Origin of the sequence: Streptomyces sp. NPDC018833 (assembly GCF_044390825.1) — a bacterium.
GTDB lineage: Bacteria > Actinomycetota > Actinomycetes > Streptomycetales > Streptomycetaceae > Streptomyces.
The window spans coordinates 200,258-219,069 of the sequence record NZ_JBIRZM010000010.1 but is presented as its reverse complement, the minus strand read 5'-3'; the positions used below and the strand labels follow the sequence as shown (position 1 = coordinate 219,069).

General features: G+C 70.7%; 20 protein-coding genes. 7 read left to right on the top strand and 13 right to left on the bottom strand.

Annotated features, from left to right (window positions below; all coding sequences use genetic code 11):
• Positions 1 to 96: 96 nt before the first annotated feature.
• The 4 genes from ACH5AF_RS21510 to ACH5AF_RS21495 all read right to left on the bottom strand — a co-directional run bounded on the left by ACH5AF_RS21510 (position 97) and on the right by ACH5AF_RS21495 (position 3,490).
• Entirely contained in the window at positions 97 to 1,026 is a 930-nt protein-coding gene (locus ACH5AF_RS21510) for an ROK family protein (RefSeq protein ID WP_398903224.1), read from the bottom strand.
• Positions 1,026 to 1,805 (bottom strand): glucosamine-6-phosphate deaminase, encoded by a 780-nt coding sequence (locus ACH5AF_RS21505; RefSeq protein ID WP_398903223.1) that lies wholly within the window; start codon positions 1,803 to 1,805, stop codon positions 1,026 to 1,028. Before ACH5AF_RS21505 ends, ACH5AF_RS21510 begins: the two co-directional genes overlap by 1 nt.
• A 138-nt stretch (positions 1,806 to 1,943) precedes the next feature.
• Positions 1,944 to 2,210 (bottom strand): HPr family phosphocarrier protein, encoded by a 267-nt coding sequence (locus ACH5AF_RS21500; protein WP_398903222.1) that lies wholly within the window; start codon positions 2,208 to 2,210, stop codon positions 1,944 to 1,946.
• A 44-nt stretch (positions 2,211 to 2,254) separates the two neighbouring features.
• A complete protein-coding gene (locus ACH5AF_RS21495; RefSeq protein WP_398903221.1) occupies positions 2,255 to 3,490 on the bottom strand; it encodes a PTS transporter subunit EIIC in 1,236 nt (411 codons plus the stop codon).
• Positions 3,491 to 3,812: 322 nt separating this feature from the next.
• Between ACH5AF_RS21495 and ACH5AF_RS21490 the strand changes: the two genes are divergently transcribed.
• Complete coding sequence (locus ACH5AF_RS21490; RefSeq protein ID WP_398903220.1) at positions 3,813 to 4,541, top strand: GntR family transcriptional regulator; 729 nt, start codon at positions 3,813 to 3,815, stop codon at positions 4,539 to 4,541.
• Here ACH5AF_RS21490 and ACH5AF_RS21485 read toward each other — a convergent pair.
• The 3 genes from ACH5AF_RS21485 to ACH5AF_RS21475 all read right to left on the bottom strand — a co-directional run bounded on the left by ACH5AF_RS21485 (position 4,488) and on the right by ACH5AF_RS21475 (position 6,029).
• Entirely contained in the window at positions 4,488 to 4,769 is a 282-nt protein-coding gene (locus tag ACH5AF_RS21485; RefSeq protein ID WP_398903219.1) for a WD40 repeat domain-containing protein, read from the bottom strand. The two genes, ACH5AF_RS21490 and ACH5AF_RS21485, sit on opposite strands and share 54 nt — an antisense overlap.
• 346 nt (positions 4,770 to 5,115) lie before the next feature.
• Entirely contained in the window at positions 5,116 to 5,526 is a 411-nt protein-coding gene (locus ACH5AF_RS21480; protein WP_398903218.1) for a DUF6463 family protein, read from the bottom strand.
• Positions 5,527 to 5,528: 2 nt separating this feature from the next.
• On the bottom strand, positions 5,529 to 6,029 hold the full coding sequence (locus tag ACH5AF_RS21475) for a DUF3995 domain-containing protein (RefSeq protein ID WP_398903217.1): 501 nt from the start codon (positions 6,027 to 6,029) through the stop codon (positions 5,529 to 5,531).
• Between the two features lie 61 nt (positions 6,030 to 6,090).
• Between ACH5AF_RS21475 and ACH5AF_RS21470 the strand changes: the two genes are divergently transcribed.
• Positions 6,091 to 6,687 carry a TetR/AcrR family transcriptional regulator gene (locus ACH5AF_RS21470; protein ID WP_398903216.1) on the top strand — a complete coding sequence of 199 codons (597 nt, stop codon included), beginning with the start codon at positions 6,091 to 6,093 and terminating at the stop codon, positions 6,685 to 6,687.
• On the opposite strand, the gene ACH5AF_RS21465 is transcribed toward ACH5AF_RS21470, so the two are convergent.
• Positions 6,641 to 7,750 (bottom strand): PP2C family protein-serine/threonine phosphatase, encoded by a 1,110-nt coding sequence (locus ACH5AF_RS21465; protein WP_398903215.1) that lies wholly within the window; start codon positions 7,748 to 7,750, stop codon positions 6,641 to 6,643. The two genes, ACH5AF_RS21470 and ACH5AF_RS21465, sit on opposite strands and share 47 nt — an antisense overlap.
• Positions 7,751 to 7,859: 109 nt before the next feature.
• Between ACH5AF_RS21465 and ACH5AF_RS21460 the strand changes: the two genes are divergently transcribed.
• The 5 genes from ACH5AF_RS21460 to ACH5AF_RS21440 are packed head-to-tail and all read left to right on the top strand — an operon-like array spanning position 7,860 to position 11,374.
• On the top strand, positions 7,860 to 8,090 hold the full coding sequence (locus ACH5AF_RS21460) for a PTS transporter subunit EIIB (RefSeq protein ID WP_398903214.1): 231 nt from the start codon (positions 7,860 to 7,862) through the stop codon (positions 8,088 to 8,090).
• The gene (locus tag ACH5AF_RS21455) at positions 8,087 to 8,551 is read left to right on the top strand and encodes a PTS glucose transporter subunit IIA (protein WP_398903213.1); all 465 of its coding nucleotides are present in this window, start codon (positions 8,087 to 8,089) and stop codon (positions 8,549 to 8,551) included. Before ACH5AF_RS21460 ends, ACH5AF_RS21455 begins: the two co-directional genes overlap by 4 nt.
• A complete protein-coding gene (locus tag ACH5AF_RS21450) occupies positions 8,548 to 9,285 on the top strand; it encodes an HAD family hydrolase (protein WP_398903212.1) in 738 nt (245 codons plus the stop codon). Before ACH5AF_RS21455 ends, ACH5AF_RS21450 begins: the two co-directional genes overlap by 4 nt.
• Complete coding sequence (locus tag ACH5AF_RS21445) at positions 9,282 to 10,304, top strand: Gfo/Idh/MocA family protein (protein ID WP_398903211.1); 1,023 nt, start codon at positions 9,282 to 9,284, stop codon at positions 10,302 to 10,304. The genes ACH5AF_RS21450 and ACH5AF_RS21445 overlap by 4 nt, the downstream gene beginning before the upstream one ends.
• Entirely contained in the window at positions 10,304 to 11,374 is a 1,071-nt protein-coding gene (locus ACH5AF_RS21440) for a Gfo/Idh/MocA family protein (RefSeq protein ID WP_398903210.1), read from the top strand. Before ACH5AF_RS21445 ends, ACH5AF_RS21440 begins: the two co-directional genes overlap by 1 nt.
• A gap of 262 nt (positions 11,375 to 11,636) precedes the next feature.
• Here the strand turns inward: ACH5AF_RS21440 and ACH5AF_RS21435 are convergent, their stop codons facing one another.
• The 5 genes from ACH5AF_RS21435 to ACH5AF_RS21415 are packed head-to-tail and all read right to left on the bottom strand — an operon-like array spanning position 11,637 to position 18,790.
• Positions 11,637 to 12,218, bottom strand: coding sequence for a GNAT family N-acetyltransferase (locus ACH5AF_RS21435; RefSeq protein ID WP_398903209.1), 582 nt, complete (start codon positions 12,216 to 12,218; stop codon positions 11,637 to 11,639).
• A complete protein-coding gene (locus ACH5AF_RS21430) occupies positions 12,215 to 13,309 on the bottom strand; it encodes a threonine aldolase family protein (RefSeq protein ID WP_398903208.1) in 1,095 nt (364 codons plus the stop codon). The genes ACH5AF_RS21435 and ACH5AF_RS21430 overlap by 4 nt, the downstream gene beginning before the upstream one ends.
• Entirely contained in the window at positions 13,306 to 13,995 is a 690-nt protein-coding gene (locus tag ACH5AF_RS21425; protein ID WP_398903207.1) for a DUF2461 domain-containing protein, read from the bottom strand. The genes ACH5AF_RS21430 and ACH5AF_RS21425 overlap by 4 nt, the downstream gene beginning before the upstream one ends.
• A complete protein-coding gene (gene glyA, locus ACH5AF_RS21420) occupies positions 13,992 to 15,392 on the bottom strand; it encodes a serine hydroxymethyltransferase (RefSeq protein WP_398903206.1) in 1,401 nt (466 codons plus the stop codon). The genes ACH5AF_RS21425 and glyA overlap by 4 nt, the downstream gene beginning before the upstream one ends.
• Positions 15,389 to 18,790: an amino acid adenylation domain-containing protein gene (locus ACH5AF_RS21415; protein ID WP_398903205.1), complete on the bottom strand. Its 3,402-nt coding sequence runs from the start codon at positions 18,788 to 18,790 to the stop codon at positions 15,389 to 15,391. Before ACH5AF_RS21415 ends, glyA begins: the two co-directional genes overlap by 4 nt.
• Between the last annotated feature and the right edge of the window lie 22 nt (positions 18,791 to 18,812).

Sequence of the window (18,812 nt, the reverse complement as noted above, 5' to 3'; positions counted from 1 at the left end):
GTCCGTGGGGCAGCGGCGCTGGGGATTGCCGCTGCCCCACCGAGGCGGTCAGGCCGTGCGCGTGTCGGTGCCCGGGATCGAGGCGTCCCGGCAGGCTCATCCCTGAGCGGGTGCCGCGCCCGTGGCTGTCAGGGCGTGCAGAGCCGCTCCGAGGAGCCCGGCGTCCGCACCGAGAGGTGAGATCTCCACGGCTGGTGCGGTGCGCCAGGCGAGCCCTCGTTGCAGGCTCCGGCGGACCGGGTCCGTGAGGCGTGGTCCGGCCGCTGCCATACCGCCCGCCAGAACGATGCGTTGGTGATCGAGCAGGACGGTCGAGGTGACCAGTGCCCTGCCGAGGGCGTCTGTCGCCTCGGCCCAGACGCGGTCGGCGGCCGGATCGCTGTCCAGCCGTGCGGTGATGTCGGCAGCGGTGTCCGCGGTACTGCCCGTGCGGCGGTAGCGGCGGACCAGGGCGCCGGCTGCGGCGTAGGCCTCCACGCATCCGCGCTGGCCGCAGGTGCACAGCTCGCCATCGGCGTGCACGGGGATGTGGCCGAACTCGCCGGCGATGCACGTCGCGCCACGCAACAGTCGCCCGTCACTGACGATGCCTGCCGCCAGGCCGGTGCCGAGCACGACCACGAGCAGGTCGCTCACGCCGGCGCCGAGCCCGAACTGCCGCTCCGCCAGGCAGGCGGCCCGCACATCGTGCTCGAGGGTGACGGGCAGGCGCACGGCTTCGGCGACGGCTTCGGCAAGGGGCGTGTCGCGCAGTCCGAGGTTCGAGGCGAAGCGGACGACGCCGCCGACGGTGTCGATCAGCCCGGGAGCGCAGAGGCCGACGGCCCGCACGGGCGGGCGGACGAGGGCGCGGGCCGCCTGAACGACCGCGGCGACGACGGCATCGGGCCCCTTCGAGGAAGGCGTGGGGACCCGCAGGGTCTCCTCGGCAATCCCGTCAGCGTCGTATCGGGCCGCCTTGATCGTGGTGCCGCCGAGATCGACGGCCACGACGTGCGCGGGGCGTCTCGTTTCCGTGCCTGTCATCAGTACCTTTGTCCGGCGGGCTTGTGGCGGGCGATGCAGCGGTAGTAGGCCTGCTGTTCCAGCTGGGACGCGGCGAGTTCGTCCACCACCACGGTGGTGTGCGGGTGCAGCTGGAGGACCGAGGCGGGGCAGGCCGCGGTGACAGGGCCTTCGACGGCGGCGGCCACCGCACGGGCCTTGTGCGGGCCGGTCGCGATCAACACGAGGTGGGATGCTTCGCGGATCGTTGCGAGCCCTTGGGCGATGACGTGTCGGGGCACGTCGTCGACGCTGCCGAAGAAGCGTGCGTTGTCGCGGCGGGTGTCGTCTGTGAGGGTCTTGAGCCGGGTGCGTGAGGCGAGCGAGGAGCCCGGTTCGTTGAAGCCGATGTGGCCGTTGACTCCGATCCCGAGTATTTGCAGGCCGACGGGCCCTGCCTCGGTCAGGCAGTGCTCGAAGCGGCGTGCTTCCGCAGCCGGGTCGGCTGCCGTGCCGGAGGGCAGGTGGAGCCGTGCGGGATCGAGGTCGATGTGATCGACCAGCTCGCGTCGTATCACCTGGGCGAAGGAGCGCGGATGGGTGGGCGGGAGCCCGAGGTACTCGCCGAGCAGGAAGGCGTGGACGTCGGCGAAGCCGCGGCCCTCATGACGGTGGCGGCGGGCCAGGTCCCGGTACACCCCCAGGGGCGAGGAGCCCGTGGCCAGTCCCAGCGTTGTCACGCCTTCGGCCAGCGCATGGTGGACGATCCCGCCGACCGTGCGGGCGGCGTCATCCGCGTCAGAGCGGATCAGCACCTCCATGTCAGCCCCCCTGCCGTCGTCGGTCGCCGCCCGTCGCTTTGTCGGGGTGGGTGACGACCGGCGGCGTCATGCGGACCAGGGGGGCGTACGCAACTCCGCGGCTGACGCCGTGGCCGGTCGGCGTTGTGGAGGTGGGGCTCACGCGTCGAGCTCCTTGCTCAGCAGGGTCGACAGTTCCTCCAGGACGGTCTCCGCCTGCGGACCCTCTGCGGTCAGGGTGACCTGGTCGCCGTAGCCGGCGCCGAGCGTCATGACGCCCAGCAGGCTGTCGGCGGCCACCGGGGGCTTGCCGTCGACAGCGATCGTGACCCGCAGGGATGCCTGGGAGGCTGCCTGGACGAAGGTGGCGGCGGGCCTGGCGTGCAGGCCGCTGCGTGAGCCGATGGAGACGACGCGCTGCGCCATGGACGGTTTCCTTTCGAAGGAACGGTGAGGAGCGTGGGGCCGTGTCAGGCCGCGGGCTGGGGGCGGCGTTCCTGATGGGCCTCCGGGTTGTCCTCCTCGCGGCCGGGGGTGCGCAGGTTCCAGCGGCGGATGACGAAGCGGAACAGGACGTAGTAGAGGGCGGCGTAGCCCAGGCCGATGGGGATCAGCAGGAGCGGGTTGGTGGCCTTGCCCCAGTTCAGGACGTAGTCGATGAGTCCGGAGGAGAAGGTGAACCCGTGGTGGATGTCGAGGGCGTTGACCAGGGCGAGAGAGGTTCCGGTCAGTACGGCGTGCACCAGGTAGAGGGGCCAGGCGACGAAGAGGAAGGAGAACTCGATCGGCTCGGTGATGCCGGTGAGGAAGCTGGTGAGTCCGGCGGAGAGCATGATCCCGCCGACGGCCTTGCGGTGCTCGGGGCGGGCTTCGCGCCAGATGGCCAGAGCTGCGGCGGGGAGGGCGAACATCATGATCGGGAAGAAACCGGTCATGAAGATGCCCGCCTCGGGGTCGCCCGCGAAGAACCGGTTGAGGTCGCCGTGGGCGCCGTTGTGGTCGCCGAGGATGAACCACACGACGGAGTTGAGGATGTGGTGCAGGCCGAGGGGGATGAGCAGTTTGTTCGCGGTTCCGTAGATGCCACCGCCGACGATGCTGTTCTCGTCGACCGCCTCGCCGACCGCGGTGAGGCCGCTGTTGAACAGCGGGTAGACCACGCTCATCAGGACGCCGACCACGAGTGCGGTGACTGCGGTCAGGATGGGCACGAGTCTGCGGCCGCTGAAGAAGCCCAGGTAGGGCGGGAGCACGGTGCGGTAGAAGCGTTGCCAGAGCAATGCGGCGAGCAGGCCGATGACGATGCCGCCCAGGACCCCGAAATTGACGACGGCCTGTTCGCCCGCCACGTCCTTCTTCCCCTCCAGGACCACCGGGGACATCGCGGTGAAGACGCCGTCCAGGACGAGATACCCGACCACCGCGGCCAGCGCCGTGGAACCGTCGGCCTTCTTCGCGAACCCGATCGCGATACCGACGGCGAAGATCAGCGGCAGATGCGTGAACAGCGCTCCTCCGGCGGCGGAGATGACGTGTGCGGTGTCCTTCAGGGCGGAGAACCGGCCCAGAACGTCGTCCTGTCCCAGCCGGAGGAGGAGGCCCGCGGCCGGGAGGGTGGCGATCGGCAGCATCAGGCTGCGGCCGAGTTTCTGCAGGCCCGCCAGGCCCGGACGGCGGCCGGCGGATGTGGATGTACTGGTGCTCATGACAAACCTCGGGGGTGTGCGCGGAAGGGGCGGGAGCGCGAAGAGCCGGAGAGGGACGCAGCCCGGAGCGACTGAACGACCGATCTCATGCGGGGCTCTGGTACCTACTGGTAATTACCAGCTGCATTCCCAGAATGGCCTTCGGTCCACGGGCGTGTCAATGCCCCGTCATGGTGCAACCGCGTTCGGGCCTGGCGCTGCTGCCGCCCGGGCCCTTGGGGCGGGCACACCCACCGCGAGAGCGAGAGGTCCCCCGCGTGTTGCATACTGGTAGTAACCAGCCATGAGGCAGACGCCTCCCGAGAACCGAGAGTGGGTCGCAGTGGCTACACAGCAGATCGGCGGCAAAGGCATGCTGCCCAAGCACGCGCAGCTCCGCGCGATTCTGGTTGACATGTGCACCAAAGAGCTCTCCCCGGGCGATGCGCTGCCGAGCGAGCGGCAGCTGTGCCTGGACCACGGGGTCAGCCGGGTGACGGTGCGTGAAGCCCTCAGTCAGCTAGTGCAAGAAGGCCTGGCCGTCCGGGTGCACGGGCGCGGCACCTTCGTGGCCGAGCGGACGCACCGCTCCGAGCTCGGCCTGGCTTCCTTCCACGAGGACATGCTCCGGCTCGGCCTGGAGCCGGGCACCGTCGTGCTCTCCGTCGACCGGGAACCCTGCCCTCCCGCCACCGCCACGGCCCTTCGGATGACCGAGAACCAACAGGCATGGCACGTCCGCCGCCTCCGGCTGGCCAACCAGACCCCCATCTCTTTCGAGGACGCCTGGTACAACGCCGACCTCCTGCCCGAACTGGACAGCGTCGACTTCACGGCGTCGATTTACGAAACGCTGGCCGCGCGCTTCGGATATCCCGTGGACCGCGCAGAGCAGACCGTCGGGGCCGGCCCCGCCTCTCCGGAGACAGCCGCCCTGTTGGGCATCCGCAAAGGCACTCCTGTCATGACCTTCGACCGCATCGCCTACAGCTCCGGGCAGCCCGTCGAGCATGCCTACTCATGGTTCCGCGCCGACCGCTACCAACTGCACATGACCCTCACCGACCGCTGATCGCCCGAGCCCCCGCACCTCCGGGGCGAGCGGATTGGCATGTTCGCCGCATGGCGGTGTGTCGTGCTTCCGGCGGAAGCCGGGCTGCATGTCCCCTGAAACGGTTCCGGCCGAACGGCACACGGCGACGTCCCAGATCCGCAGTGAGCGGTCGCTGCTGCCGGCTACGAGATGTGTGTGCCCATCCGGGCTGAGCGCCAGCACATGTACCGCCTTGCTGTGGGCCATGAGGGTGCGCGCAAGTGCCCGGTCGAGGCGTTCCGAATTTTCACCATTCCGTCGAAGCCTGACGTGGCGAGCCAAGCTCCGTCAGAGCGATCAAGCTGATGACGAACGCCACGTTCTCACCCTGGCCTCGTGGGCTTCCGCACCAGGGCCTCAGCCTGAACTGCTCTGGCGCCGATGGGGAGACGACAATGCCTGGCAGGCCCTGCTCGCGGGGCGTGCAGCGGTCGAGACGGGACAGTACGTCCCGGACGTGGCAAGCCGTCTGGTTCCGCAGGATCCTCTGCGCATCAAGTCGCGGATCCTGGAACGGTGTGGAGTCCGCGATTCTGTGAGCGATTCCAGGTGATCATGAGCGCTGCTCACGGTCGGTAGTCGTCGACAGGGTTGTCCGACGGCTCTTCCCCGCACCGTCCCGCCGGGCCGCGATCAGGGCCAGCACCCCGAGCACAATCAGTCCAGGTGCGCCGGAGACGGGATAGAGAATCTGCAGCGGCACGCCGATGGCGAGCAGATACCAGCCCAGCTGTGCCGGGAGCCTGCCGGTGTCACGGGCGATGCGTTGGCTGAGTGTACCCAGGGCGAGGAGGCCGAACCCCGCGAGGAAGAACCACATCTCGTACTCGCGCTGCGGCCTTCCGGGGACGGTGTTCCAGAATCCGTCGCGGGCCACGTCACCGAAGGTGCTGGAGGCGATCAGGGCGACCACGAAGTGCACTGCGGTCAGTCCAATCACCAGTCGGGGAATCAACCGGGTCATCGTCAGTTTCCTCGATTCCTAAGGTCCTTGAGTCTCTTGATGACAGGGCGCCGGCCTGCGCGGCGAGGGACACGAGTGGCGACAGCGACGTATGCCGTCAGCCCCCCAAGCGCCAGACACAGCGGGGAGTACAGCGCCAGGTCCCAGCGGGTGAATTCGGTCGGCCGGCCGGTCAGAGCGGAGGAAACCAGACCAACCGCCCCGCGCAGAAGCAGCACGCCTGCGACACCCCATACGCCCTGGCGCACCACACGACGTGGCCCTGCCTGCGGGACCAAGCCGGCCCGGGCCGCGATCACATAGGACGCCGCCCCGAGCGCCGCCGCGACTGCCGCCGTCAACTCCGGTGTGGGCAGGTCTGCTTCAGCGACCCCAACGACCGTACGGGCGAACTCGGCACGGTTGGCCAGTGGCCAGGGGGAAAAGGTCCATATCCCGTGCAGTGCCCCGACCGCGGCGAGGCCGAATGCGGCCGTCCCACCAGCGAGTTTCGTCAGAGTCATGCTGCTCCCTCCGCTATTCCGTACACCCCTGTATGGGGTGTCCATACAGTACTGTACGGGCATGGCTAGAAGGCACCTCACCCCCCAGGACTGGTCGACCGCGGCGCTGCGCGCGATGGCGCGCGGCGGAGTCGCCGCAGTGTCGGTCAACGCACTCGCGGGTGAACTGGAGGCGACACGGGGCAGCTTCTACTGGCACTTCAAGGATCGCGATGCGCTGCTGACGGCCGCGCTGGAGGTGTGGGAGCGGGACGACACCGCAGCGCTGATCTCAGAGTTGAGTGATATCAGCGATCCCCGGGAGCGGCTGACGGCCCTGTTCACCATCGCGCTGGGGCAGGAAGACATCAACGGCCTGGAGCCCGCGATCGTCGCCCACGCCGAACACCCCGCCGTCGCCCCGGTCCTGCGCCGGGTCACCGAGCGGCGGATCGCCTACCTCACGGATCTCTACACCGAACTGGGCCTGGACACCGCCACGGCCCGGCGTCAGGCAGTCGCCGCGTACGCCGCTTTTCTCGGATGGCTCGAACTGCGCCGCTCCGCCTGCGACATCGTGCCCGAAGTCGCCGCCACCGGCACCACCGCCACCGTCGCGCTCGAGCACCTCATCACCGGGCTGGCCCGATCCGCCATGCACCAGGCGGAGCCAGAGTAAAGCGCGCTACCGCCCCGATCATCCGCACGCTTGTTCGCGCTTGACCGTCGTCGCTCGTAAGGCGGATCGAGCGACGTATCGAACGCACTCTTCGACACCCGAGACCGGCTGAAGGCCCTTCCTCGGCAACGACTGCGAACAGGAGCGGTGGTGGTATGGCACTTCCGTCAGCCTGCGGGTCGGCGGTCCGACATCGTGGTTCGGCGGTGGCGGCGAGCAGGGCGGTGTCGTCGTCGACCCGGTTGGGGGTGTTCAGCAGTTCCAGGGCCCGTTCGGTGATCTGCTGGGGGTCGGTGCGGGCGGTGGCGGGCAGCGCGCCACAGGTCTGGCGCAGGGCCGCCAGGACGTCGTCCAGGGACAGCGCCCGGTTCTCCACCAGGCCGTCGGTGTACAGCAGCAGGCTGGTGCCGGGCGGGAACGCCACCTCGTGTTCGACCGGGGCGCTGCCCAGTCCCAGCGGCAGCGCCGGGGGCAGCTCCAGGTAGGCCGTGTCGTCGGCTACCAGCAGGGGCGGCAGGTGCCCGCTGGCGGCGTAGTGCAGGCGGTGGCGGTGGGGGTCGTAGACCGCGTACAGGCAGGTGGCGAAGCGGTCGGTGGCGACCGATTGCAGGTAGGCGTCCAGCCTGGTCAGCACCTGGGCCGGGCCGGCGCCCTCCAGTGCCAGGCTGTGCAGGGCGGAGCGGAGTTGGCCCATCACCGTGGCGGCTTCCACGTCGTGGCCCATGACGTCGTCGATGGCCAGTCCCACGGCGCCGCCGGGCAGGGCGAGCACGTCGTACCAGTCGCCGCCGACCTCGGCGCCGCGGTTGCTGGCCCGGTAGTGGGTGGCCAGGCGCACCCCGGGTACCTGGGGCAGGCGGTGGGGCAGCAGGGCGCGCTGCAGGGTCAGGGCGAGGCGGCGCTCGTTGTGGTACCGCGTGGCGTTGTCGTAGGCCAGGGCCAGGCGGTGTGCGAGACGTTCTCGGGCGCCGACGGGAGCCCGGCGGAGGCCGCCGGCCGCGCGGATCCTGCAACGGCGAGCCGCCGCCGGGGGAGCGGCTACGACATGGGAGTGCTCTATCAAGAAGCATTGGCATGTTCATGACCTGACTCGTTGCGCTACTGAGACCACCGGAGCTATCCTGCGGTCATTACTGGTAATAACCAGTTGGATTTAGTCAGGAGGCGCAGCCATGTCCAAAGCGCGGCTGATAGTGGAAGGGCTTGGTGGGGCGGACAACCTTGCCGAGATCGAAGCCTGTATCACCAGGCTCCGTACGGAGGTGCTGGACCCGGACGCAGTGGACGTCCAGGCCCTGCGAGGGACGGGAGCCTACGGGGTCCTGGTCTCGGGATGCGTCGTACAGGTCGTGGTCGGCCCCGAGGCGGACTCGTTGGCCGAGGACATCAAGGAGATGCTGTGAGCCTCGCTGTTCACGCGCCCCTGCCCGGTGCCGTAGCGGCGCTCGGTAACGTCCCGGACCCGGTGTTCGCTGCTGAGATGGTCGGGGCGGGGCTGGCGGTGGAGCCGCCGCACGGCGAAGGCCCTGTGCCTGTCATGGCCCCGGTCGCGGGTCGGATCGCCTCCCTGCACCCCCACGCGTTCGTGGTCCTGACCAGTGGGGGGCTGGGCGTGCTGGTGCACCTCGGCATCGACACCGTACGCCTGCACGGAGGCGGCTTCCAGAGGCATGTCGCGGAAGGTGAAGAGGTCGAGGTGGGGCAGAAGGTGATCACGTTCGACCCCGATGCGGTCCGCGCGCACGGCCTGTCCGCGATGTGCCCGGTGGTCGTCCTCGATTCTCCGCCCGGTTCCGCGCAGCCGGCCGCCGTCACCGGTCCGATCCGGGCCGGAGCGCTCATGTTCCACTGGACCGCGTCGTGAAGGCCGCCGACCTCACAGGAAGCCGTGACGAATCGGCGTACGAGGCGGTCCTCATGGATTTGGACGGCACCCTCGTCTTCAGCGAAGAGGTGCACCGTCGCGCTTGGCAGTCGTTCTTCGACACCTGGGGCACGGTGGTGAGCGACACCGACTACGAGCAGCACTACATGGGACGACGGCCCGTAGACGTCATCGCCGGTGTGCCAGGGCCGTGGACGGGAACGGACCCGGTCACCGCCGTGAACACGATGACCGCCTTCACTCTGGAGCACGCCGGCAGTGTGAACGTCGTGCCCGGTGCAGCCGCGCTCATCGAGCGGCTGCGCGTGAAGTACCCCGTGTCCGTCGTCACCAGTGCCGGCCGCCGATGGGCCGAACACCTCCTTGAGAAAGTCCTGCAGGTGCGGGAGCTGATCGACGTGGTGATCACCTCCGAGGACATCACCTGCGGCAAGCCGTCGCCCGAGGGCTACCTGAAGGCGTGCGCAGCTCTTCGGGCGCTGCCGGACAAGTGCCTGGCCTTCGAGGACTCCCCCTCGGGTGTCCAGGCTCTGCGCTCCGCCGGTGTCCGGGACATCGTCGGCGTGACGACCACCTCGACCGCGGCCGGTCTCACCCGTGCCGGAGCGCGCTGGACCGTGCCCGACCTCACGCCCCAGCACCTGCGCGGCCGTGTCGGCCCGGGCTCCCGGGCCGCCGCCCAGGGGCGTAACCCTCTGGAGGAGCGAGCATGACCAAGACCCTCGACGTGGCACTGATCGGTGCCGGCTTCATCGCACGTACCCACCTTCCGGCGTGGATCGCCCTCGGGGCACGTGTGCGCATCTTCTCCACCGATGGTCACGCGGCCGGCCTTGCCGAGGAGTTCGGCGTCATGGAAGCCGCGTCACTGCGAGCAGCCCTGGACGGGGTCACCGTCGTCGACATCTGCACGCCCACCACCACCCACCGGGATATCGCGCTGGCCGCATTCCAGGCACAGGCCGACGTGCTGTGCGAGAAACCGCTCGCGCTGACGGCCGCCGATGCGCTGGTGATGGCGGAGGCCGCGCAGCAGGCGGGGCGCCGGCTGTATCCCGGTCACGTCGTGCGGTTCTTCCCCGCCTACGTGCGGCTTCACGAGGCTGTCACCTCAGGGAAGCTCGGACGCGTCGCGGTGGCCCGCTTCACCCGGACCGGCCGTTATCCGACATGGAGTCCGTGGTTCGCCGATCCTGCGCTGTCCGGAGGTATCGTCACCGACCAGATGCTCCATGACATGGACATCGCCCGGTGGCTCTTCGGAGACGTCGTCACCGTCCACGCCGCCCAGCGCGGTCAGCTCACCGCGCCGGCGCCCGAGGGAGCCGTGGCCGTCGGCAGCGCGACCCTGACCCACGCCTCCGGTGTGATCTCCCAGGTGCTGGGGGTGTGGGGGCCGCCGGCCACTCCGTTCCGCTCTACCTTCCACGTCGCGGGCTCCCACGGCACCCTCACCCACGACTCCCTGGCGCACCCTTCGCTGCGCATGGCCGGCGGCCCCATCGCCGAAGGCGATGGCGTCCCGACCGGCGGTTTCGGCGAAGACCCGTTCGCCACGCAGATACGCGAGTTCGCCGCCGCCTGCCAGGGCGGGCCCGATCCCCGGGTCAGCGCGCTCGACGGTGTCGCAGCCGTCCGTATCGCCGCTGCCGCACGGCAGTCCGCCGCCACCGGTCTGGCCGTCGCAGTGGACGAGGCGCACCCGCACACGCTCATGGAGGGAAGCCACTGATGAAGGTCGCCGTCCTGTCCTTCGCCCATGTCCACGCGGAAACGTACCTGCGGCTGCTGCGCGACCGCAGCGACATCGAACTGATCGCCACCGACCCCGATGCGGAGCCCGGTGACCTCGTGCGGGGCAAGGCCCTCGCCGACGAACTGGGCGTCTCCTACCGGTCCAGCTACGAAGCGGTCCTCGCCGAACGCCCTCGGGCCGTCATCGTCGCCAGTGAGAACACGCGGCATCGGCAGCTCGTCGAGCAGGCGGCAGCCGCAGGGGCGCACATCCTGTGCGAAAAACCCCTGGCCACGACCGAGCCCGACGCCCGCGCCATGATCCAAGCCTGCGAGACGGCGGGAGTCAGCCTCATGACCGCCTTCCCCGTGCGCTTCCACCCGGCCTTCACCGCCCTGCGGCACACCCTCGCAGGCGGCTCCCTCGGCCGGCTCCTCAGCGTCCACGGCGTCAACACCTCCTCCCCGCCTGCCCTGGAGCGCTCCTGGTTCGCCGACCCAGCCCTCTCCGGAGGCGGCGCGATCATGGACCACACCGTCCACATCGCAGACCTTCTCGACGTCCTTCTCGACGGCGAACAGCCCGCATACGTCTATGCGGTGGCCAACAACCACCTCGACCGCCACCATGACGACACAGCAGGAGGTGTCGAGTCCGCCGGCCTGATCACGCTGACGTACCCGCGCGGCCTCGTCGCCACCATCGACTGCAGTTGGAGCCACCCGGCCACCCACCCCACCTGGGGCGGCCTGACCCTCACCTGCGTCGGTGACCGGGCGCTGGTCGAGTTCGACGCCTTTCCACCGCTCCTCACCGGCTACGACACCCACCGCGCAACACCCCACTGGGAACCCGGCGGCATCGACCTCGACGCCGCCATGCTCAACGGCTTCCTCACCGCCGCCCGCACCGGACAACGCGCCCACCCCGACGGTGAGGCCGGGCTGCGCACCCTCAAGACAGTCCTGGCCGCCTACCGATCCCTGCACACCGGCCGGCCCGTCCCCGTGACCGACGCGGGCAGCGGCCGGTCTGCCCCCGGTGAAGGACACGACAGCAGCCGGTGATGCCTGAAGAGCTGTTCGAAGGACCATTCGACGATTCCCGGGTTGTCCGACACCAGTTGTCCCTGATTCCATCGGTGTTGAGGTACATGACAGCGACGCCGCAGGCGAACGGCGGGGTGGGAACGTCGAACCGTCGGCAGCGGCCGAGCGTGTGCACGAGGGCGGCGGCTCGGGCGTACAGGCCCACGTGGGAAGGGGCTCCCGCTGCGCGGAAGCCCCTTCCCCAGGCCGCGTACCGCGGACCCCGTCTATGCCCTGGCCGTCAGTCCAGGTCGCGGCGCATCACCCAGCGGTACCGCTTGTCGCTCTTGGCCTCCGTCCTCTTCACCCGGCGGAAGCCGGCCCGCTCGAACATCTCCATCGTGCCGACGTACGCGAGCGTCGGGTTCACCCGGCCGCCCTCGGGGTCCACGGGGTAACCCTCCACCGCCGGAGCGCCGTTGCTCCGGGCATGCTCCACCGCGCCCTCCAGCAGACCCGAGGCGACACCCCTGCCCCGGAAGTCCCTGCGCACGACGAAACAGGTCACCGACCACACCGGAGCGTCGTCGACCGGCGTGATCGTCTTCGACGACGTCAGACGGTCCAGCTGTTTGCGCGGCGCCACGTTGCACCAGCCGGCCACCTCCCCGTCGAGGTAACCCAGCACCCCGGGCGGGGGATCGGCCGACTCGACGAGAGAGCGCATGTGCGCGCCCCGCTCGTCGGCGGTCATCCGGCCGTAGTCGCCGGTGGTCAGCCGCCACGCCATGCACCAGCATGTGTGCGCGCTCTTCTTCGGCTGCAGAACCGCCTGCAGATCGTCCCAACGCTCGGCGGTCGCCGGCAGAACTTCCAGACTCATACCGCTACTTCGCTCTCTTCCCTTTGCTGTGCTTGCCCTGTGGCCGCGGACCTCCGTGTCCGGGGACGGCCCTCACCCATAACGGCGGCGAGGACCTCCACGGCACGACGGCACGCCTGTCGTCCGACATCCAGATGCGTGACCAGCCGGACCACTCCCGGACCCGGCGCGGTCACCAGCACTCCTTCCCGCGCCGCCCGTGCCACGACGTCCTCGGCGCCGGGCGTGTCGACGAGAACGATGTTGGTCTCCTGGGGTCGTACCGCGAACCCCGCCGCACGCAACCCCGCCGCGAGCAGCTCCGCGTTGGCGTGGTCCTCGGCCACGCGCTCCAGGTGGTGGTCCAGGGCGTGCAGGCCGGCAGCGGCCAGGATGCCCGACTGCCGCATGCCACCCCCCAGACCATGCCGCAACGACCTGGCCCTCGGCAGGAGTTCGGCGGACGTCAGCAGCACCGACCCCACCGGCGCGCCGAGTCCCTTCGACAGGCAGACCGCGAGGGTGTCCGCGACCGGTGCGCCGTACTCGGCCAGCGGGGTGCCCGTCGCGGCGTGCGCGTTCCAGATCCGCGCGCCGTCGATGTGCACCGCGATTCCCGAGTCCGCTGTCAGTCTGCGCACCCCGCGCAGGGTGTGCAGCGGGTACACGGTGCCGCCCGCCCTCGTATGGGTCTGCTCGACCGCCACCGCCCGTGTGCCGACGGTGTACGCGTTGCCCGGCCGCAGGATCCCGGCCAGCGCCTCGACGCCGATCAGGCCCCGCTCGCCGGACACGGTCCGCGTCTGGATGCCCCCGTAGCGCGCGGGCGAGCCCTCCTCATGGGCCAGGATGTGCGCCTCCGCGTCGCAGACGACCTCCTGGCCGGGGGCGACGAGCAGGCGCAGCGCGATCTGATTCGCCATCACCCCCGACGGGACGAACAGGGCACCGGGGAATCCGAACAGGCCGGCCACCCGTTCCTCCAGCGCACGGACTGTGGGGTCCTCGCCGAACAGGTCGTCGCCGACCTCCGCGGCGGCCATGACCCTGCGCATGCCGGGTGTGGGCCGGGTGACGGTGTCGCTGCGCAGATCAACGGTCTCGGCAGTCATGACGGTGCGTCAGCTCCTTGGCCTCGGGAAACCGGGGTGAGCTTGCGGGCCGCGGCCCAGTCCAGCAGCGGGCGCGCGAGCTGCCAGGTCTCGCGGACGAAGTCCGCGGCGCGGGCCGAACGGAGGTCGGGCCCCGGGCCGAGCCGCCGGCCGGCGTCGATCTTGCGGTGCCGCAGCAGGTCCAGTCGGGGATGGTCCGCCGGCACACCGCGCGGCCGGGACTTCAGCCGGTCGCCGCCGATGACGAAGCCCGCCTCCTCCAACCGTGCGGCGATCGCGGTCAGTTCCGCGCCGCCCGCCTCCTCGTCGACGGCGGCACGGTAGCGGGCGACCTCGTCACCGCCGTACGGGTAGTAGCGCCCGGAGGCGTACAGTCCATCGCGGTCCAGATGCACCCAGAAGCCCAGGCAGGGCAGCAGATCGAGGTAACCCCCCTGGTAGGTCTTGTACGGGGACTTGTCGCGGGACATCCGGGTGTCCCGGACGGGGCCGAGCACGCTCACCCCGTCCGGACCGGCGTACTCGGCGAAGTCCGCGGACAGTTCGGCGGCCAGCTCCTCCATCGGCGTGCGTACGTCACGTTCGTAGACGGCCCGATGGCGCAGCCGCCACGCCTCCTTGGTGTTGTCCTCCGCGAGGTCCGCGTACAGGTGCAGCGCCGAGGGCGGAAAGCCGCTGAACGTCACGTCAGGTACCCCGGGATGGGGTAGCGGGCGCACAGCCCGGTGACGCGGGTGCGCACCGCGGCGCGCACCGCTTCGGGGAGCACCCCGGAGCCGGCCCGCAGTGCGTCGAGCACGTCGGCCACCAGGTCCGCGCACACGGCGGCCGCGCCGCGGTCCATGCCACGGGCTGCCAGCGTGTTGCTGCCGAGCCGCAGACCGCCCGTGGTGCGCACGGGCGTCGTGTCGCCGGGGACGCGGTTGCGGTTGACGACGATCCCGCAGGACTCCAGGGCCTCTTCCGCGATGTCCCCGGTCAGGCCGGTGCCGCGCAGGTCGATGAGAACCATGTGGGTGTCGGTGCCGCCGGTGACCAGCCGCAGGCCGCGCTCCAGGAGCCGTTCGGCGATGGCCTGGGCGCCGTCCGCGAGCCGTTTGGCCAGCTCGGCGAAGTCGGGGCCCGCCACGAAGTCCAGCGCGCGCGCCTTCGCCGCCACCGAGGCCAGGTCCGGCGTGCCCTGGGTGAAGGGGAACACGGCCCGGCGCATGGTGGCCGCGAGGGTGCCCCGCTCCGGCCCGGCCTTGCGGGCGTCGCGGCCGAGGAGGATCAGCCCGCCGCGCGGGCCGTACAACTGCTTGTAGGTGCTGGTGGTGGTGATGTGGGCGTGATCGATGGGACTGGGGTGCAACCCGGCCGCGACCAGGCCCGCGATGTGGGAGATGTCGGCCAGCAGGTAGGCGTTGGCCTCGTCCGCGATCTCGCGGAAGCGGGCGAAGTCGATGCTGCGCGGATACGCGCTCGCACCGCAGACGATCAGCTTGGGCCGGTGTTCTAGGGCCAGTTCACGGATCTGGTCGTAGTCGAGCAGTCCCTCCGGGGTGACCCGGTAGCCCTTCGCCCGGTAGTAACGGCCGCTGACCGAGGCGGGGGAGCCGTGGGTGAGATGACCGCCGCAGTCGAGGTCCAGGCCGAGCAGCGTGTCACCCGGGCCGAGCAGCGCGGTGAGCACCGCGAGGTTCGCCGACGACCCGGAGTGCGGCTGGACGATCGCGTCCCTGGCGCCGAACGCCGCACAGGCCCGCTCGATCGCCAGCTGCTCGATCTCGTCGGCCACCTGGCAGCCCGCGTGGTACCGCCCGCCGGGATAGCCCTCGGCGGTGAGGTTGCCCAGCGCGCTGCCGCCACAGGCGAGCACCGAGGGGTCGGCGACGCTGGAGGCGGCGACCATCATCAGAGTGTCGTTCTGGCGCGCCGACTCCCTGTTCAGCAGCTCGTACAGGGCGGCGTCGGTCTGCCGGAGCCGGGCGGCGGCGCGGCCGGCGAAGTCGACGAGGTCGGGTCCGTCCTGCGGGAGCCCCGCGGCCGGGCGGGCCCGGTCCCCGGCAGGCGCTTCGAACGGTGCGGGCAGCGTGAACGTCATGACTGTCCCCTCCTGGAGTTGCTGGAGCCGGCCGTCCGGTCCGGAGCGTCGGCGGCGTCGGCCCGCCCGCCCGCCCCGGCGGCCGCGGACAGGTCGGCCGGGCTGTCGGTGTCGTCCGGGGACATCTCGGCCAGCGCCTGCGCGGCCGCCACCGCCCCGGCGCCGTACTCATCGTCGGCCGCGATCTTTCCGGCGAGCTCGGCGACGACGGGGGTCTGGAATACGGTCTTGACCGGTACGGGAACGCCCAGCAGCTCCTGGAGCAGCCCGGCCAGCCGGGTGCCGCTGAGTGAATCCCCGCCCAGCTTGAAGAAGTTGTCGCCCGGAACAACCCTGTCGAGGCCGAGGATGTCGCCGACCGCCGCGCACAGCACCAGCTCCAGTGCGTCGCCGGGCTCCTCGTCGCTCCTCGCCCCGGCCGGGTCCTCGGCGCTGTGCTGCGCCCCGGCGGTCGACCCCAGCAGCAGCCGGTCCACCTTGCCGTTGCGCGTCAGGGGCAACTCGTCCAGGACCGTGAGCGCGGACGGGACCATGTACGCCGGCAGGTGTTCGGTGAGCCGTGCCAGGATCTGTTCACCGAAGCCGGAGCCGGAGCCGGGGTGGGAACTGGAACCGGAGCCGGAGCGGACCTGCTCCGCGACGACATAGGCGTGCAGCCGGCGTACGCCGTGGGAGCTGGCCGGGGCGACCACGACGGCCGCGGAGACCCGCGGGTCCTGGCGCAGCGCGGCCTCGATCTCGCCGAGCTCGATCCGGTGGCCCTGCACCTTCACCTGGAAGTCGTCCCGGCCCAGGATCTCGATGCTGCCGTCGGGCAGGTACCGGCCCAGGTCGCCGGTCAGATAGGCCCGTTCGCCGGTCTCGGGCAGCCGGATGAAGCGGCTGCGGGTGCGTTCGCCGTCCCCCCAGTAGCCGAGTGCCAGACCCACGTCACTGGCCACGGCCATCTCACCGACCACGCCGAGCGGACGCTCATGGGCGGTGCCGTCGACGATGTAGTAGCGCTGGTTGGTGATGGGCGTGCCGTACGGGATGCTCGTCCACGACGGGTCGATCTCGCCGATCGGCTGGAACAGCGACCAGCAGATCGTCTCCGTCGGGCCGCCCGAGCCCACGACCTGGATCCGCGGGCTCTGGGCGCGCAGCCGGTCCGGCAGTGTCAGCGGGATCCAGTCGCCGGAGAGCACCGACAGGCGCAGGGACTCGAGCGGCCGGCCGCCGCCGCGTCGCTCGCGCACCTCCGCCTCGCCGACGAGGAGCTCCATCAGCACGGGCACGGAGTTCCAGAGCGTGACCCGTTCGGCGGCCACCAGATCGGCCCACACGTCCGGCTGGGCGTGCTGGAACGGCGGCGGGATCACGACGGTGCCGCCCTGCGTCAGGACCCCGAACACGTCGTAGACCGAGGCGTCGAAGTGCAGTCCGGAGACGGCCAGCAGCCGGTCGGACGCGTCGACGGCGAACCGCTCGGCGACATCGCGGATCAGGTTGACCACACCGATGTGGTCGACCATGACGCCCTTGGGCTCGCCGGTCGAGCCCGAGGTGAAGATGGTGTACGCCAGGTCCGCGGGACTCTGCGCGGTCTCGGGCCTGGTGGCGGCGCCGACCTCGAAGTCCTGGTCCACCCGGTAGCGCCGGGCGTTCGGGGGCCAGGCGATCCGTGTCTCCAGCGAGGACTGGGTGAGGATCTTGTCCACGCCCGCGTCGGCGAGCAGCCGGCGCAGCCGGTCCGGGGGCACGGAAGCGTCGAGCGGAAGGTAGGCGGCGCCGGACGCCAGGATGCCGTAGACCGCCGCGTACTGCTCCCAGCCCTTCTCCATCACGACGGCGACCAGCTCCCCGGGCTCGGCACCGTGCCGGCGCAGCCGGTGGCCGATGCGCCAGGCGTAGGTCGCGAGTTCGGCGTAGGTCAGCCGGCGCTTCGCGTCGACCACGGCCTCGGCGTCGGGCGTGCGCGCGGCCTGCTCGGCGAACAGATCGTGCAGGGTGATGTACGGGATCTGCCCGGAGGTGTCGTTGATCCGGCGGCGCAACTCGCGCTCGGACGGCGGGATCAGGTCGAAACGCTCGGTGTGCAGGGCGGCCGGGTCGTCGGTGAGGCGCTGGAGCAGGGCGGCGTACACGCCGAACGCTGCCTCGGTGAAGCCGGGGGCGAAGGCGCCGTCGACGTAGTCCCAGATGACCCGCAGCCCGCCGTCCAGTTCGCGCAGCTGGACGTCCAGGGAGACCTGCGGGGTCTGCGAGATCGAGTAGACCTCGCGTCCCAGGTCGGTGACCGGGCGGCGGACCGGGTAGTCCAGCAGGCTGGTGACCACGACCGGCATGCCGGCCTGGTCGCCGACGCCGTGCAGCCGGGTCAGCTCGCGCAGCACCCGCACCCCGTTGAAGGCGCCGTGCTCCATGTCGCGGTGCAACTGGTCGCGCAGGGCGTGCGCACGGTCCAGGAAGGTCGCGCCGGAGCTGTCCACCGCCAGCAGCACGGCGTTGGTGAAGTCGCCGAGGACCCCGCCGATGTCCTCGTGCACCCGGGGCCGTCCGAAGACCGGGTAGTTGAGGGTGAAGTCGGCCTCCTGGGCCCAGCACCGCACCACCTCGGCGAACGCGGCGGTGAGGAGCACGGACGGGGTCAGTTCCGCCTCCCCGGCCACGCGGCGCAGCCGCTGCCAGTCGGCGGGGGAGAGCCGGTGCTCGTGGCGCGCGAAGCGGACCTCGCCGTCGCGGGTGCCTCCGGACGGCAGCGACGGGGCGGGCGGCAGGTCGGGCACCCGCTGGAGCCAGTAGTCCCGGGCCGCGCGGAACGTCTCGGTGTGCGGCATGTCCTCGGCACGCCAGCGCGCGTACTCGGCGAACGTGATGCCCGGCGCGGGCAGCTCGGCATCCGGGTTCTCGTAGAGGTCGATCAGGTCGGGGAAGAGCACCTGGAAGGCGCTGGAGGCGTCCAGCACCTGGAGGTCGATGCCGAGATGGACACGGCTCAGGTTCCCCTCGCCGGGCAGGCGGATGATCCGCAGGTCGAACAGCGGCCAGCTGCCGACCGGGAACACCCGGTGGCTCATCTCCGACCGCAGCGCGTCGAGCCGCCGCTCGGCATCCGCCGCGTCCAGCCCCCGCAGGTCGAGGACCGGTACGTCGTACGGCGGCGGGTCCTGGAGCACCTGCTGGGTGCCGTCACTGCGGCCGACGGCGCGGAGCATGTCGTGGCGGGCGACCACCCGCCGCCAGGCCGTCACCAGCCGTTCCGGGTCCAGATCGGCGCGCTCCCACTCGAAGTACCCGTAGCAGCCGATGCTGCCCAGCTCCACTCCCTCGCCCCGCCCGATCATCAGTGCCTGCTGGGTCTCGGTCATGGGAAACGGGGCGGCGCCGTCGACGCGGCCGTGCAAGAGCTCGGTCATGGTCCAACTCCACTCGCAGTAA